This window comes from Marinobacter sp. NFXS9 (genome assembly GCF_040148665.1).
Lineage (GTDB): Bacteria > Pseudomonadota > Gammaproteobacteria > Pseudomonadales > Oleiphilaceae > Marinobacter_A > Marinobacter_A mangrovi.
In genome coordinates this window covers 412646-429063 of sequence record NZ_JAGDDW010000002.1, presented here as the reverse complement: position 1 = coordinate 429063, position 16418 = coordinate 412646, and the positions used below count along the sequence as shown (strand labels likewise).

Annotated in this window: 17 protein-coding genes; 1 reads left to right on the top strand and 16 read right to left on the bottom strand. The window is 60.4% G+C overall.

Translation table 11 applies throughout. The features are described 5' to 3' along the window. Positions 1-39: 39 nt before the first annotated feature. The 13 genes from putP to J3364_RS05525 all read right to left on the bottom strand — a co-directional run bounded on the left by putP (position 40) and on the right by J3364_RS05525 (position 12396). Positions 40-1518 (bottom strand): sodium/proline symporter PutP, encoded by a 1479-nt coding sequence (gene putP, locus J3364_RS05585; protein WP_349557413.1) that lies wholly within the window; start codon positions 1516-1518, stop codon positions 40-42. A gap of 506 nt (positions 1519-2024) precedes the next feature. Beyond that, positions 2025-2786 carry a helix-turn-helix transcriptional regulator gene (locus J3364_RS05580; RefSeq protein ID WP_123633328.1) on the bottom strand — a complete coding sequence of 254 codons (762 nt, stop codon included), beginning with the start codon at positions 2784-2786 and terminating at the stop codon, positions 2025-2027. Between the two features lie 93 nt (positions 2787-2879). Next, entirely contained in the window at positions 2880-4208 is a 1329-nt protein-coding gene (locus tag J3364_RS05575) for a phospholipase effector Tle1 domain-containing protein (RefSeq protein ID WP_349557412.1), read from the bottom strand. Between the two features lie 219 nt (positions 4209-4427). Continuing rightward, on the bottom strand, positions 4428-5060 hold the full coding sequence (gene tmk / locus J3364_RS05570; RefSeq protein ID WP_349557410.1) for a dTMP kinase: 633 nt from the start codon (positions 5058-5060) through the stop codon (positions 4428-4430). An 11-nt stretch (positions 5061-5071) separates the two neighbouring features. Further along, complete coding sequence (gene mltG / locus J3364_RS05565) at positions 5072-6109, bottom strand: endolytic transglycosylase MltG (protein WP_349557408.1); 1038 nt, start codon at positions 6107-6109, stop codon at positions 5072-5074. Between the two features lie 2 nt (positions 6110-6111). Next, entirely contained in the window at positions 6112-6924 is an 813-nt protein-coding gene (locus J3364_RS05560) for an aminotransferase class IV (RefSeq protein WP_349557407.1), read from the bottom strand. An 8-nt stretch (positions 6925-6932) separates the two neighbouring features. After that, positions 6933-8174 (bottom strand): beta-ketoacyl-ACP synthase II, encoded by a 1242-nt coding sequence (fabF, locus tag J3364_RS05555; RefSeq protein WP_349557405.1) that lies wholly within the window; start codon positions 8172-8174, stop codon positions 6933-6935. Positions 8175-8495: 321 nt separating this feature from the next. After that, positions 8496-8729, bottom strand: a complete 234-nt coding sequence (acpP, locus tag J3364_RS05550; RefSeq protein WP_007154069.1) for an acyl carrier protein — start codon at positions 8727-8729, stop codon at positions 8496-8498. 122 nt (positions 8730-8851) lie between these two features. After that, positions 8852-9589: a 3-oxoacyl-ACP reductase FabG gene (gene fabG, locus J3364_RS05545; protein ID WP_349557403.1), complete on the bottom strand. Its 738-nt coding sequence runs from the start codon at positions 9587-9589 to the stop codon at positions 8852-8854. Positions 9590-9608: 19 nt separating this feature from the next. Then, on the bottom strand, positions 9609-10544 hold the full coding sequence (gene fabD, locus J3364_RS05540) for an ACP S-malonyltransferase (protein WP_349557401.1): 936 nt from the start codon (positions 10542-10544) through the stop codon (positions 9609-9611). Positions 10545-10622: 78 nt separating this feature from the next. Further along, positions 10623-11624: a phosphate acyltransferase PlsX gene (plsX, locus tag J3364_RS05535; protein WP_123633321.1), complete on the bottom strand. Its 1002-nt coding sequence runs from the start codon at positions 11622-11624 to the stop codon at positions 10623-10625. A gap of 73 nt (positions 11625-11697) precedes the next feature. Then, on the bottom strand, positions 11698-11877 hold the full coding sequence (gene rpmF, locus J3364_RS05530; protein ID WP_123633320.1) for a 50S ribosomal protein L32: 180 nt from the start codon (positions 11875-11877) through the stop codon (positions 11698-11700). A gap of 81 nt (positions 11878-11958) precedes the next feature. Next, entirely contained in the window at positions 11959-12396 is a 438-nt protein-coding gene (locus J3364_RS05525) for a YceD family protein (protein ID WP_349557399.1), read from the bottom strand. 270 nt (positions 12397-12666) lie between these two features. On the opposite strand from J3364_RS05525, the gene J3364_RS05520 reads away from it, so the two are divergent. Next, positions 12667-13284, top strand: a complete 618-nt coding sequence (locus J3364_RS05520; RefSeq protein WP_349557397.1) for a Maf family protein — start codon at positions 12667-12669, stop codon at positions 13282-13284. On the opposite strand, the gene J3364_RS05515 is transcribed toward J3364_RS05520, so the two are convergent. The 3 genes from J3364_RS05515 to rluC are packed head-to-tail and all read right to left on the bottom strand — an operon-like array spanning position 13260 to position 16084. Continuing rightward, positions 13260-14291, bottom strand: coding sequence for a S49 family peptidase (locus J3364_RS05515; RefSeq protein ID WP_349557395.1), 1032 nt, complete (start codon positions 14289-14291; stop codon positions 13260-13262). The genes J3364_RS05520 and J3364_RS05515 overlap by 25 nt on opposite strands. A 37-nt stretch (positions 14292-14328) precedes the next feature. Then, complete coding sequence (locus tag J3364_RS05510; RefSeq protein ID WP_349557393.1) at positions 14329-14979, bottom strand: HAD-IA family hydrolase; 651 nt, start codon at positions 14977-14979, stop codon at positions 14329-14331. Between the two features lie 28 nt (positions 14980-15007). Further along, the gene (gene rluC, locus J3364_RS05505; RefSeq protein ID WP_349557392.1) at positions 15008-16084 is read right to left on the bottom strand and encodes a 23S rRNA pseudouridine(955/2504/2580) synthase RluC; all 1077 of its coding nucleotides are present in this window, start codon (positions 16082-16084) and stop codon (positions 15008-15010) included. Positions 16085-16418 lie beyond the last annotated feature (334 nt).

The window sequence follows — 16418 nt, the reverse complement described above, 5'->3', positions numbered from 1 at the left end:
TTTCTTTACCGCTTGCGACGTCAGGCGTCGTTCAGACGGTTACTTCGTTCCCATGGCGGCATCGAAACCGTCCTGGATGGACTTGGACGGTTCCGGTGTCGCCAGGGACACCACCACAATGGCGATGGTGGCGAACAGGAAGCCCGGGATGATCTCGTACAGGTCGAGAATACCGCCGGACAGATTGCCCCAGACCACAACGGTCACACCGCCGACAATGATGCCAGCCAACGCGCCAAGACGGGTCATGCGCTTCCAGAACAGGGACAGGATCAGCGCCGGACCAAAGGCCGCACCGAAGCCGGCCCAGGCGTAGGACACCAGTTCCAGGACCTTGCTGTCCGGATCGAACGCCAGCAGACAGGCCACGACCGCAATACCGAAGACGGCGAAGCGTCCGACCCACACCAGTTCGTTCTGGGTGGCTTCACGACGGAACAGCGCCTTGTAGAAGTCCTCGGCCAGGGCAGAAGACGACACCAGCAGCTGGGAATCCGCCGTACTCATGATGGCCGCCAGGATCGCTGCCAGCAGAATACCGGCCACGAACGGGTTGAACAGCGCATTCACCAGCAGCATGAAGGCCTTCTCGCCGTCTTCCAGCGGGGTTTCGAAGTAGCCGATGGCCGCAAAACCAACCAACAGTGCACCGAACAGCCCCAGGCCACTCCAGATGACCGCGATGCGGCGGGCCGCCGGAATGTCGCTTTCGCTGCGAATCGCCTTGAAACGCGCCAGGATGTGCGGCTGACCAAAGTAGCCCAGGCCCCAGCCCAGCAGCGACAGGATCGCCAGGGTCGTCATGGCCCCGCCGTCAGAACTGGTGAACGCGCTCAGGAATTCCGGGTTTTTGGCCGTCATGGCCGCCTCGGTCGCGGACCAGCCACCGTCGGCGTTGATGGCCATGATGGGCACGATCAGCAGCGCTGCAAACATCAGCAGCCCCTGGATCACGTCGGTCCAGACCACCGCCAGGAAGCCACCGAAGAAGGTGTAGGACACCACGGCCACGGTGCCGATAATGACGGCAGTGGTGTAGTTGATGCCGAACACGGTCTCGAACAGCTTGCCGCCTGCGACCAGACCAGAGCTGGTGTAGAACAGGAAGAACAGCAGGATGAAGAAGGCGGAGATGATCCGCAGGAGACGGCTCGTGTCTTCGAACCGGTTCTCGAAGTAGGAAGGCAGTGTCAGTGAGTCGCCGGCCGCCATGGAGTACGTCCGCAGACGCCGTGCGACGATCAGCCAGTTCAGCCAGGTGCCGACCAGCAGGCCGACAGCGATCCAGATCGCTTCGTAACCCGCGGCGTAGGCATAGCCGGGCAGACCCAGCAGCAACCAGCCACTCATATCCGAAGCACCCGCACTCAGTGCTGAAGGCAGCGGGCCAAGACTCCGGCCGCCAAGAACATAATCAGAAAGATTGGATGTGCGTTTCCAGGCGATGTAGCCAATGGCCAGCATCAACAGGATATACACAATAAAGGTCAGCGTGACCCCCAGGTTATTTCCCACCATCTGGTGTTACTCCCGTCCGCTAGTAGAAGTGTGTTTCTTTTTATGGTCCCTTCGCGCCGGCCCGAAGGTGGCGCGCTGCAATCACTGCGGCGGATACAACTCGGGATGACCCGGGCCATCCCAGTGTTGCATTCACTCTGCCGGCGTATGGGAACTCCGGCGACTACAGCGATGCATTCCTGACGACTGTTTGCATTGTTGATTGTCCGGTTCATTGTTCGGTGGCCCGCCGCAATGGCGCTGACCACATGCCCTGGTGGCCGGTCCCGGACTGACATCGGCCTCCAAAGTCCAGGCATACCGTCTCGGTCAGCCAGGGGCCGATCATGACGGGGGCACGCAGTCCAATCCGGCAGCATCGGTCCTGACACTTCCGGATGAACTGAATGTAACCTTTACGAAGCCTGTCTCTAATGTAGTGAGCCGGGCCGGCTGCGGCTTGCAAAAAACTACGGACTTTTTATGAAAACGTACGGTTTTGCACCGACGACGGCGGTTCTTTCACCTTACCGTAAGACGGACGGTGTAACGCCCCGGTACTTTTTCATGGCGTTGGTGAGGGCCCCCTGGCTGGAAAAGCCGGTTCGCAGACTGATTTCCGCCAGCGATAAACGGGGCTGTTTGAGGAGTTCGATGGCCCTTTCCAGACGTGCCTGGATCAGGTACTGGTGCGGACTCATGCCGGTCATTTCGCGGAAGGTTTCGTGGAAACGGCTGACACTCAGGCAAGCCTCGCTGGCCAGATCCTGCACGGTGATTTTCTGGTGAAGATGGTTGCGCACGTAGTGGCGGATGGCTTCGGCATTGAAGGTCTGGCGCTTGCGACGCGGGGCGTTGCCGTTACTCAGTCGCTGGGACAGGCAATGGATGATACCCGTTGCGAAGTGCTCGTGGAGGGAGCGGTTATCCGGCGCCTGATTCAATTCCGAGGCGCACAGCTGAATCAGGCTCTGGAGCCGGTTGTCCATATCCAGATGCGACGGTCGATCGAACAGCGGCGCGAGCCGGTCATAGTCACCGTGCCGGGGGTTGGACAGCGCGGGCGCGGTGGTGTCGAGATCAATGACGAGCACGTGGTTGACGTCATTGCCGAAATAATCGTGACGGGTTTCGGTGGGTACCAGGCAGGCGCGGCGGCTGTCGAGGTCGACCCCCCAACCCTGGCCGGCCAATCCTGAAGCCCCCTGCAGACCGATCACCACCTGATGATGGATATGCTCGTGCTGCGCTGCATTCTCGGGGAGTTTCAGAACTCGGGCATTCAGCATAACGTGCGTGGGACCGTCACATGGATGGTGACCTATTTAAGCATATTCCGCTCCATGATTCACGATACGCCCGCCGGATTCCTCTTCCGGGCGTCAAGCGGCAAACTCGACACCTGCTTCACTGCCGGTACACCAGCGCACCCGGGCTGTCCGGTCACCAATCCTGGGATGTCTCAGCCGCACCGATCCACCTTCACTGACCGCCCCATTTCCGCTGTAATACAGACGCGCACCGGATTCGGACATGTCCATAAGCGTGCAGACCTCCCCAACATCGGGCATATCGGCCACGGACAGGGTCTCCGGCACCATCAGGCGCAGATGGCGGCGTTCGTGAAATACCGGCACGCCGTCCGCCAGGGCCTGTTCCAGATTGGCGCGATTCCGGATGGCTCCGCCCTCCTCCAGCCGATCCGCGGCCGCCACATGAACTTTCTCCGTAACGGCTTGCCCGAGTCCCATCGCATCGCGCTGGGTGTCGCCAATAGGTCGGTCATAGGCGCCGAACAGGCGGTATGGCCATGTATAGCTGTCGTTGAGCATTGTCAGATAGCGGTCTTCCGGCGGTGTCTGGAAGACATCCCCGAGCTTCCACTCCAGACCGTGCTGGTTGGCCTGCCCGATCATGAACTGGAGCGCGAGGTCCGACAATCCGGTGGCCGTATAGCCGCCGCCCACATCACTGTGTACCCCGGGCATCCAGACCTGCAGGGTGCGACGGGCCACGGACTCGTCTTCATGGGGTTCGGCCTCCGGCGCGTGAGTCCACAGATCCGGCTTGAAGGACGCACGGCATTCGTCGATGGCCAACGCCTGCACGGCATAGGACACGGAATCCGACAGGTGGGTATCGTGGAATCCGACCCAGGAACGGGACAGTTTTCCCAGGCCCGGCATCGGAACGCCCTGCCCCCCGACCGTGTCGAACACGCCGAGGAACCGGATCGGAATGCGCCGGCTGGACTGCCGCAACTCCTCCACCAGCGCGGCGTGGGGGACGCTGTCCCGCTCGCTCCCCGGTTGGGCCCGGTACCAGCGATAGGCATGGGGCAAAAAAAGCATTTCGGATTTACCGATTAGCCCCATGGCGTGGATGAAGCCCGCGAGGCTGCGCACCGCGTAGGCTCCCCGGCTGAACCCAAGCAGGTAGATGTCGTCATTCGGCGCCCAGTTGTTTGCGATGAAACGATAGGCCTGTAAAAGGCTGGCCGACAACCCCATTCCCAGCATGCCGCCAAGCCATCGGTCCACTTTGCCACCGGTACCCGCTCCGGCGTCGTAATAGACCACCTGATCGCGGCGACCGGAGTGGGCCTTCAGGGCCCGGACACATTTGAGGATATTGGACGGCTCGGCTGGATGGGCCTCGCTGTCAGGCCAGTTCCAGGTACCGTCACAGCACACAATGATTGCCTTGGACATCACCATCCCCTCCATGCTTGCGGCAGGCGTCACCGAATGCAAACAGGGACGATCGGTACGGCAGGATTCCGATTCGCGCTCCACCGGATGAACCAGCGTCCGACCTGCCGTTGCGACACGTCAGACTGACTATTATTTGATCACTCCAGAAGCGTAGCAGACAAATCAAAGACAGGTCGAAATCGACGCTGCGGGTCTGTCACCCGCTAACACGATGACTCAGGGCGAGGTTGAGAGAATGGATTGTAGGGTGGAAATCAGGGACTGGCTGACGGATGCCAGCGGCTGTGAGGCATCCAGCACATGGTAGCGTGCCGGCCATTGTGCAGCCCGCTCCAGGTAGGTCTGGCGGATGCGTTCGAAGAAAGCCACGGTTTCCTGCTCGAAACGATCCAGCTCACCCCGCTTGCGGGCGCGCGCCATACCCACATCCACCGGCGCGTCCAGCAGGATCACGTGGTCCGGGCGGCGCTCGCCCTGAACCAGGGTTTCCAACTGGGCAATCTGTTCCCGGGACAGCCCCCGTCCACCACCCTGATAGGCATAGGTGGCATCGGTAAAGCGATCGCACAGGACCCAGCGTCCGGCTTGCAGGTGCGGCAGGATAAACCGGTTCAGATGCTGTGACCGGGCCGCGAACACCAGTAACAGCTCCGTCAGGTCGTCCATCACCTCATCGCGCGGCGTCAGCAGGACCTCGCGGATACTTTCCGCCAGCGGCGTTCCACCGGGCTCCCGGGTGACCACCACATCAATGCCCTGCTCCCGCAACCAGCTTTCAGCCACGCCCAGTTGGGTGGACTTGCCGACACCTTCAGAGCCTTCGAACGTAATAAAGTAACCGGGATTCATCGTGTGTCTGCCTATTGCGTCTGGGGCGAGGAGCGATAATCAGAGCGACGCCGCAGCTGAAACTCGCGCACCGCCCGCTGGTGCTCCTGGAGCGTCCGTGAAAACACATGGGAGCCGTCACCGCGCGCGACGAAATACAGGCTCTCACCCGCATCCGGATGCAACGCAGCGTGGATGGCGTCGCGCCCGGGCAACGCGATCGGCGTTGGCGGCAATCCGCTGATGCGATAGGTGTTATAGGGCGTGACCGTCCGCAAATTCTTGCGGGTGATGTTGCCGTCGTAGTTGTCTCCGAGGCCGTAGATCACCGTCGGGTCGGTTTGCAGTCGCATGCCTTTTTCCAGACGGCGGACAAACACGCCGGCGATCTGGCTGCGCTCATCGGGCACGCCGGTCTCCTTCTCGACGATCGACGCCATGATCAACGCTTCGTAGGGATTCTCGTAAGGCAAGTCGTCGGCCTTTGCCTGCCATTCCTCCTGCAGGATGGACTGCATCCGGTCGTAGGCCCGACGCAGGATATCCAGGTCGCTTTCCTGCCCGGTGAACACGTAGGTATCCGGGAAAAAGCGCCCTTCTGGATGCTCATCCGGGTGGCCCAGACGCGTCATCAACTCGGCATCGGTCAGTCCGGCGGACATGATATCGAGGTGATCCTGTCGCTCCAGGGCCGCGCGCAGATCCGCAAATCGCCAGCCTTCAATAAACTGGACCGACCAAGTCTTGGTCTCCCCGTTGACCATCTTGTTGACCATGGCCAGCGCTGTGTCGCCGGAAGCAAATTCGTAGGTGCCGGCCTGGATCAGGTTGCGATCCGGGTGCAGCCGCCCCCACAGGCGGAGCCACAGCGAATCCTTGACCAGCCCGTTGCGCTCCAGTTGACGCGCCACGCCACTGAAAGTACTGCCGTGCTCGACATTGAACAGAACCGGCTCGGACAGGGCGACGGGCGTTTTCAGTGTACTGAGGCCCTGCCAGACCCAGAGACCGGTACCGGCAGCCGCCAGAACCACCACCAGCAGACAGAGAATAAGCAAACGTTTAAACAAGATCAGGATCCAACTGCATCCGAAAGAAAGGACCGGATTCTGGCAAGAGCCTCGCTCTGAGGCAACTCGAACTGGTCGATCCGGTCGACCACAATGCCGCCCACGACGCTGTTCATCAGCATCAGGCCGCCAAACGCCGGATCGTGGATATCCGCCCGGGTAATGGCGCGCAGCTGCACAGATTCTCCTAAACGGCCCAGTTCATCAAGTGCCGCCTGCCGCGCCACGCCGGCCACGGCCAGCGATTCCACCGCCGGCGTCACCCAGTGATCGCCGACCCGGGCCATGATATTGGTGCGGGTTCCTTCCAGAAGATCACCGTCCGGACTTCCCATCAACGCCTCGTACGCCCACTCTGGCATGCCCTGGCTGGCCAGGACCTGAGGCAGACGATTGAGGCTTTTGATGCCAGCCAACCGGGGGTCGACAACCAGCGGATGGGGACAGCGGGATACCGCGACGGGCTGAGCCGGTGGCGGCGGACCGTCATGACGGCTGAGACAAAGCCGGGGGTGGACAGACGCCGGCGGGCGATAGCCTCGGCCACCGCTACCCCGGGTCAGGATCAATTTCAGAACCCAGGTCCCGGACGTGGCGTATCGATCAACCGCGTCGTCCAAGGCAATGGCCAGCTCGTCCATGTCGACCGGAATGCCCAGCCGGGCGGCGTCGTTGGTCAAACGTCGGAGGTGCCGATCCCGGAAACTGGGCTCTCGGCCGTTGATACGGATAGTTTCAAACAAACCGTCGCCGTAAGCCAGCCCCCGATCGCTGGCCGGGAGCGTGGCCTCATCGGTCCAGATGCGTTCCAGCACGGACCGGATCAGTCCTCGTAGCGACGGAAGATCAGGGTGCCGTTGGTGCCGCCAAAACCGAAGGAATTGGACAGCACGGCATTGAGCTCCGCTTCGCGGGCCTTATGCGGGACGAAATCCAGATCGCACCCGTCCTCCGGGTTATCCAGATTGATCGTTGGCGGCAGAATGCCGTCGCGCAGGGCCAGCAGCGAGAAGATGGCTTCCACCGCGCCGGCGGCACCCAGCAGATGGCCAGTCATGGACTTGGTGCTGGAAATCGCCAGCTTGTAGGCATGATCGCCAAACACCGCCTTGACCGCATCGACCTCCGCCACATCGCCAACGGACGTCGAGGTGCCGTGGGCATTGATGTAGCCAATGTCAGACGGCTCGATACCGGCATCACGCAGGGCGTTCTGCATGGAACGCTGGGCGCCCTCACCCGACGGAGCGGTGATGTGATGGGCGTCGTCGCTCATGCCGAAACCGACGACTTCGCCATAGATGGTCGCACCACGGCGCTTGGCATGCTCCAGCTCTTCAAGCACCAGGACACCGGCGCCGTCACTCAGCACAAACCCGTCACGGTCCTTATCCCACGGGCGACTGGCCTTTTCCGGCTCATCGTTGCGGGTGGACAGGGCACGGGCAGAGCCAAAAGCGGCAATACCAGTCGGCGTGGTCGCCATTTCGGAACCGCCGGCCAGCATCACATCCGCATCCCCGTACTGGATGGTTCGAGCGGCGTAACCAATATTGTGAGTACCGGTAGTGCAAGCCGTGGTGATGGCGATGTTCGGCCCTTTAAAGCCGAATCGGATGGCCACGTTACCGGCCACCATGTTGATGACAGATGCCGGGACGAAGAAAGGAGACACCTTGCGCGGGCCCTTCTCTTCCAGGATCAGGACGTTCTTTTCAATGAATTCCAGGCCGCCGATACCGGAGCCGATGGCAATCCCAACGCGGTCGAGGTCACAGGATCCTTCGGCATCCAGACCACTGTCCTGCACGGCCTGCGTCGCCGCTGCAATGCCATAATGGATGAACGCATCCATCTTGCGGGCGTCTTTCGCGCTCAGGTATTGCTCCAGATCGAGATCCTTGACCGCTCCGCCAATCCGCGTGTTGAAATCCGTCGAATCAAACCGGTCAATCGGCCCGATACCGCTACGGCCGGTACGAATGCCCTCCCAGGTGGAGGCCACGTCGTTACCCAGCGGAGAGACAGTACCGAGACCCGTGATTACGACACGTCGTCCAGACATCATTGAATCACCTATTGTTTCCCGTCGGTCGCCGGACATGCAGCCGGCTCACCATCATCATTGGGTCATTGTTGTTCACAGGGCGAATCGTTATTCGCCCGCATCCGGCCGTCATCCGGAAAGAGACACCGGACCTCGCGGTTTATCGCAAACCCCGGTGACGTTATTGTGACAATGTCACATATCGGCTGCCATGGCATCCGACTCACTGCACAATTCGGTGCAGTTCGCCATCGCCTGACACCCTGACGCCAATAAAAAAGCCGCCCTTAATGACCCGACTAAGGACGGCTTCTGCTTGGCTTTCAATAAAACTGAGTATCAGGTATGCGCGACGATGTAGTCGATCGCGTCCTGAACACTGGCGAGCTTCTCAGCTTCTTCGTCAGGAATCTCGGTCTCGAATTCCTCTTCGAGAGCCATGACCAGCTCAACGGTGTCCAGTGAATCCGCGCCCAGATCCTCTACGAAAGAAGACGTGTTCTGAACTTCAGACTCCTTGACGCCCAGCTGTTCACAAACAATCTTCTTCACGCGCTCTTCGACTGTACTCATAGTTTCCTCACTTAATTCGCAACCAAGCACTGAATTTGTGTGCAGTTTAGTGTAATCCCCACCCGCAAACAAGCAGGGTTTGAAGCTAAAGGCTTGTTGTTCAAAGGGTTACAACAAACCCATTATCCCATGAACATACCACCGTTCACGTTAATGGTTTCCCCGGTGACGTAGGCCGCTTCCTGTGAAGCCAGGAACGCCACCACCGCAGCAACCTCTTCCGGCTCGCCCAGACGACCGGCGGGAATGACACTCATCATAGCGTCCCGCTGGCTGTCGTCCAGTTTCTTCGTCATATCCGTATCAATAAAGCCCGGTGCCACGCTGTTTACCGTGATACCGCGATTGGCCATCTCTTTTGCCAGACTGCGGGTCATACCCTCAACGCCAGCTTTGGCCGCACAGTAGTTCACCTGCCCCGGGTTGCCCATACCGGCGACCACGGAACTGATGTTAATGATCCGACCCCAGCGCGCCTTGGCCATCCCCCGCAGCACCGCCTTACTGGTGCGATAGATCGAGCTGAGATTGGTGTTGATCACCGCATCCCAGTCGTCTTCCTTCATCCGCATCAGCAGGTTGTCACGGGTAATACCCGCGTTGTTCACGAGAATCACCGGCGCACCGGACTTTTCAGTGACGGCTTTCAGTCCCGCGTCGATGCTCTCGGCATCGGACACGTTCATCACGATCCCATACCCGCCCCTGGGGGACAGGGCTTCGGTGATACCCTCAGCGCCCGCTTCGGACGTGGCCGTGCCGATCACCACCGCACCGCGATCGGCGAGCACTTTCGCAATTTCCCGGCCAATTCCCCGGCTGGCGCCGGTAACCAGGGCAACCTTGCCTTCCAGTGACATATACCGTGTCTCTCCTGTCTTATCCTTTAACCCCGTCAAGGGCCTTCTGCAACGCGTCCGGACTTTCGATCGGGAACACGTTGAGGTTGCGGTCAATGCGTTTGGCCAGGCCGGCCAACACTTTGCCGGGACCACACTCGACGGCAGCCTCGACGCCTTCCTCACTCAGGTAGCGGACGGAATCCGTCCACTGCACCGGCGAATACAGCTGACGCAGGAGGTTTTCCTTGAGGCTGTTGCGATCCTGCTCCGGTGCCGCATTCACATTCTGCACGACCGGTATGACAGCATCGTTGAAATTAACGTCATCCAGCGCCTTGGCCAGCTCGTCGGCGGCAGGCTTCATCAGGGCGCAGTGGGAAGGTACGCTGACCGGAAGCGGCAATGCGCGCTTCGCGCCCTTACCCTTACAGATTTCGATGGCCCGATCGACTGCTGCGGTGCTGCCCGCAACAACAACCTGGCCCGGCGCATTGAAGTTGACCGCCGCGACAACATCGCCCTCGGCCGCCTCTTCACACGCCGCGATGACCACGTCGTCTTCGAGGCCCAGAATGGCTGCCATACGGCCCTGACCTGCCGGAACCGCATCCTGCATCAGCTCGCCACGAAGGCGAACCAGCTTGACCGCGTCGAAGAAGTTCAGGCTTTCCGCCGCAACCAGTGCACTGTATTCGCCGAGGCTGTGACCTGCCAGGTAGTCAGGACGCGGGCCGTCCGCAACAAACCACTGTCGCCAAAGGGCAACACTGGCTGTCAGCAACGCCGGCTGGGTAATGGCGGTGGAATTGAGCTCGTCTTCCGGACCATCCTTGCAAATCGACCAGAGATCAAAGCCCAGCACCTGGGACGCTTCGGAGAATGTCTGAGCAATGATCGGCCAGGCTTCTGCCGCCTCACCAAGCATGCCTATCGATTGTGATCCCTGTCCCGGGAAAAGAAATGCTGATTTCATGGCGCTCAGTCTACCCCTGTTTTGTGCCTGAGAAGATTAGCCAATGGTACAAGCCTTGAGACCACAAAACACGGGGCTTCAGATCATCAATTCGTCCAGTTGCTCATTGATGCGACGGGGTACCTCGAGACGCACCTCACGATAAGCCTGCCGGATCGCAGCCAGCATGGCCCGCTCATTGGCATTACCGTGGCTCTTGATCACCACGCCCTGCAACCCCAGCAGACTGGCGCCGTTGTGACGTGAGGGATCAATGGTCTTGAGCAGTCGCGTCAGTGTCGGGCGCGCAAGCCAGCCAATCATCCGGCCATACAGCGTCCTGGTGAACGTCTGATCCAGCAACTCCATCAGCATGGCGGCAACGCCTTCGCCGGTTTTCAGGGCGATGTTGCCGACGAACCCGTCACAAACCACCACATCGGCCACGTCCCGGAACAGATCGCTGCCCTCCACATACCCGATATAGTTAAGGGTCTCGCATTGGGCCAGCATGTGGGACGCCAAACGGACCTGTTCGTTCCCCTTGATTTCCTCTTCACCGACATTGAGCAGGGCCACGCGAGGCTCCTGCAAGCTGTTCACGGCAGAGGCCATCAGGGATCCCATCAGGGCATACTGGTACAGGTTTTCCGCCGAGGCATCGACGTTGGCACCCAGGTCCAGCACATGGCATCGCCCGCGTAGCGAGGGGATCAGCTTGACGATGGCCGGCCGCTCAATGCCCGGATACATGCGCAGCAGGGAGCGTCCAAAGGCCATCAACGCACCGGTATTGCCGGCGCTGACACAGCCCTGAGCTTCACCATCGCGCACCAGGCGCAAGGCAACGGCCATCGAAGAATGCTGTCTGTGACGTAAAGCGTGCGAGGGTCGTTCATTCATCCGGACCACGTCGATCGCTTCGACGATACGGATGCGGGGATGGGATTCGGTCAGAGAGGTCTCGAGCTCACTTTGCTGACCCACAAGAATGATGCTCAGGGATTCGTTTTCCCGAACAGCGTCAAGCGCTGCCGAGACGGCGATGGCGGGACCGCGGTCACCGCTCATCGCATCAACGGCAATGGTGATCGAAGTCATCGTTCACCTTGCAGGCGGATGCGGCCGAATGTGTCCTGTCGAACACGGACAATGGCAGGCCGCACCGGCTCAATTACTCGTCGCGAGTCTCGACGACCTGCTTCCCACGGTAGAAACCGTCCGGGGAAACGTGGTGACGACGATGCACTTCGCCAGTGGTGGAATCAACTGACAGGGCCGCAGTGCCCAGTGCATCGTGAGAACGACGCATGCCGCGCTTGGAGCGGGTCTTACGGTTCTGTTGTACAGCCATGGTATTACTCCTGAGCTAAAAAATAATAAAGCGCCGCGCGCTGTTCAGCGACCGGCGTCCTGTTCCGCGACGCACTGCGAATCAGTGATCGTCTTTTTTCTTGAGCTCCGCCAGAACACTGAACGGATTCTCGCGCTGCTCCGGTTCGTCAGCCGGCTTTTCATCCTGCTCGGCGTCGAGCGCCTCGAGGGTGCCGGCAGCCGGACAATCCTCAAGGTCATGCAGCGGATACGGCGGGATGACCAGTAACAGCTCATCCTCGACCATCTGCCAGAGATCCGCCTCGAAGTCGTCCATCAGGAAAGGCTCCAGATCCCGCGGCAACTGGCGTGCCTGCTCGTCACTGACCACTAACCCCAACTGGAACGACGACGTCAGAGACGCATTCATCGCCGACATGCAACGCTGACATTCGAGAACAACCGGCGCGTCCAGACGCCCCTCGACGATCCGGCGCTTTTCCGCATCCATTCCAAACTGCAAATGGACACTGACGTCGCCCTCCTGATCAAGCAGCAAGGCTGCGAATCGGGGGAGCGAACGCAATGCAATGATACCGTCAAGACTCGCTTCTTTTTCAGCAAGCTTGTTGGGTTCAACGGTCCGGGGCAGCTCGGCATTCGACATAGGCGCGCAATTTTAGGGCCCCGCCCTGCGGCTGTCAAAGCCTTCTGCGCGTTATTTCGGCAATTACACAAGCTTTGCCGTGTCGGCAGAAGCCATACGGAGGATTTCGATGATCGACCGGGTCCGGTATCCTTGCCGAAACCACGGCCGCCAGAGACCAACATGACCGTCAAACCACTGCTTCTCGCCTCGTCATCACCTTACCGCAAAGCCTTGCTGGAACGCCTGCAACTGCCGTTCATATGCGCCTCCCCGGACATTGACGAGACCCCGTTCGCCGGAGAAACCGCGGAAGACCTGGCGGTACGCCTGGCGGAAGGCAAGGCGGAAGCCCTGGTCGGGCGCTATCCGGGCCACCTGATCATTGGTTCGGACCAGGTTGCCGAGCTGGCCGATGGCACCTTACTCAACAAACCGGGCGACCATGCCATTGCCCAGCAGCAACTCACGGCCTGCAGCGGCCAATCCGTTCTTTTCCACACCGGCCTGGCCCTGACGGACGCCGACTCAGGCAGCACCTGGAGTCTGTGCGAGCCGTTCCGCGTCCACTTTCGCGACCTGGACCACGAAACCATCGACCAGTACCTCAGTGTGGAACAGCCTTACGACTGCGCTGGCAGCTTTCGCATGGAGGGCCTGGGCATCGCCCTGTTCCGCGCCTTCGAGGGACGCGACCCGAACAGTTTGATCGGCCTGCCGCTCATCGCCCTGGTCGATCTGCTGAAAACCCAGGGCATCGACCCGATTGCCGCGGCCTACCGCAATTCCAGGCGCGACTGAACCAGCGCCTGGGCCAGCCCGCTGCCCACGGAGACGCCCAGGTCGTCGACCAACTGCTTGAATGGCGACGGCTTATGGCTGTAATCGACCAGCTCCTTTTCACCAACCACGTCGCGCGCCACGTAGCTGGCACTGCCCAGGCCATCGATCAGGCCCAGCTTCAGTGCCTGCTCGCCGGTCCAGACCAGACCACTGAACAACTCGTCGCTCTCTTTCAGCCGATCGCCGCGCCCTTCCCGAACCTGTTCGATAAACTGCTGGTGCGTGGTTTCCAGCACGTTTTGCCAGAAAGCCACTTCACCCGGTTTTTCCGGAGAGAACGGATCAAGAAACGCCTTATTCTTGCCGGCGGTATAGAGCCGCCGCTGCACCCCCAGCTTATCCATCAGCCCGGTAAAGCCGAATCCACCGGCCACCACGCCGATCGACCCCACCAGACTCGCCTTGTCGGCGTAGATCTCATCCGCGGCAACCGCAATGTAGTAAGCACCGGACGCGCCAATATCGGAGATCACGGCGTAGACCTTCTTGTCCGGGTGCTCGCCTTTCAGACGCTCGATTTCATCGTTGATGTAACCCGCCTGCACCGGACTCCCGCCGGGGCTGTTGATGCGCAGCAGGACCGCTTTGGCATCTGGCGCATCAAAGGCATCCCGCAGCGCGGCGATGATATCATCCGCATTGGCGTCTTCATCCGCAGCGATGGGGCCATTGATGTCCACCACCGCCGTATGCGGCCCGGCCGCCGCCTTGAGGCCGGACTCCACCGGCGCTTTCAGCAGGAACAGCAGGGCGAACAGGTAGATGAACGTCAGCGACTTGAAGAAAATCCCCCAGCGCCGACTCTTACGCTGCTCGGACTGCATCGACATCACGAGCTTTTCGATGAGCTTCCAGTCACGCTTCTCTTCCGGGACCTGCGTATGACCCGAGGTCGGCTCCCCACTGGAAGGTGGCGCCGACTCCGACCCCCACCCTGCCTTGCCGTCATTATCCCAATCTGACATCGCTTGCTTCCTTACTGCTGCTGGATCATTTCAGTTCTCAGGTCAGCTTCAGCGCCTGCCTGAGGCCATCGACATCACTGACAATGGCTGCCGGCGAGAAAGCCGCCAGACGGTCACGCTGATGCACACCCCATTCCACACCAATGGCCGGCATCCCGATGCGCTGCGCCATCTCCATGTCGTACACGGTATCGCCGATCATCACCGCGTCCTCTGCAGCGATACCAAAGTGCGCGACAATTTCCCGCAGCATCGTCGGATCGGGCTTGGAACGTGTTTCATCCGCACAACGAGTAATCGCGAAACGAGGTCCCAGCCCGGTCGATTCCAGGGCCCGATCCATCCCTCGGCGACTCTTGCCTGTCGCAACCGCCAAACCTTCCGCCGCCACACCCAGATCCGTCAACAGCGTCTCAATACCGGGGAAAATATTCTGCGGCGTGGTTTGCTGACTGAAAAAATACCGCGCATAACCTTCACGAATGGCATTGATGTCGTCCATATCGAGGCCGGGATAAAGCTTCTGCAACGCTTCAATGATGCCCAGCCCAATAATATCCCGATAGGCCTCCATTTCCCGAGCCGGAAATCCCAGCTCGGTGGCGGCACCATGCAGACTGCTGGCGATATGCTCCACCGAGTCGACCACCGTCCCATCCCAATCAAAAATCACCACTTTTGGGGTCACGTTTTTACTACTCCGTCTCAAATACTGTTCAACGGTGCGCCCGGCGCTCCCGAAGCCGCTCCAGCGTTTGCGCGAAAACGTCTTCATAGGGCGCTTCGAAGCGCATCTGGCGACCGCCGGGCACCACCAGTTCCAACACGTGGGCATGGAGCATCAGCCGCTGGCCGCCCATCGCCCGGAAGGCCTTGAGACTGACGTCATCCATATACTTGTCGTCGCCGGCGATCGGATGACCGCCAAACGCGCAATGAACGCGAATCTGATGTGTCCGACCGGTCACCGGAAACGCTTCGACCAGACTGTAGCCATCAAACAGCTCCAACACGCGAAACCGTGTCAGCGCGGCCTTACCAGCTTCAGACACCCGCACCATGCGCTCTCCCGACCGCAGCTCGAACCGCTCCAGCGGCGCATCCACTTCAGTCCGGCTCGCCGGCCAGTGCCCGGCCACCAGCGTATGATAAAGCTTGGTGACCCGCTTGGCGCGGATCTCGTCCTGCAGGTGACGCAGCGCCGCCCGCTTCTTGGCCACCATGATCACCCCGGACGTATCCCGATCGAGCCGGTGAACCAACTCCAGAAAGCGGGCCTCCGGCCGGGCCGCCCGCAGCGCCTCGATCAACCCAAAACTCAGACCACTGCCGCCATGCACCGCCATTCCCTGGGGCTTGTTCACCACCAGCATCTGATCGTCTTCGTAGATAATGGCGTCTTCAACCACACGACGGACTCGCGCCCCCGGCACCGGCGTTGCCGGCTTTTCTTTGGCAACCACCGGCGGGATCCGGACCGTATCGCCGGCTGCAAGCCGGGAGTCAGGCTTCGCGCGCTTTTTGTTGATGCGCACTTCGCCTTTACGAACGATTCGGTAGATGGCGCTCTTGGGGACGCCCTTGAGCTGGGTCAGCAGAAAATTGTCCAGGCGCTGCCCGGCCCCATCCTCATCGATGGCGACCCAACGGACACCGGTTTTACGCGAAGGCTCAGCCTCCGTCTTTACGGCGGGCCTTTCCCCGCTCGGCGCCAGTTTGCGCTTTGGTGTCGTGGTTCGGCTGCCGGGCCGCGATCGGGCCGGGCCTTTTCTGTCGGGTTTCTGCCTGGGCATGGTCTGACGGTATTCCGGGGAGTGTGGCGCAGGATTGACGAGCCGGCGCAATGCTGTTATGTTCCGGCCTGCTTTTATGCTCAAAATCGAGCCCTATAATAGTAAGGTAATCGATACAAGCGAGCCGGAAGTATACCGACACTACTCAAGACTTTGAAAGCCGGCGGCCAGACACAGTGCTGCTGGCCATCGGGCAGAGCAAAAAGGCACCCTTTCATCACCTGTTGATCCTACAGGGTCCGGGTTGAAGGGGGAGACATGTTCAATCCGCACGGAAAACCGGCGGGTGACATCGCGAAGAATCATTGCAATCACGCCGGGCCGGGCCGTCCAG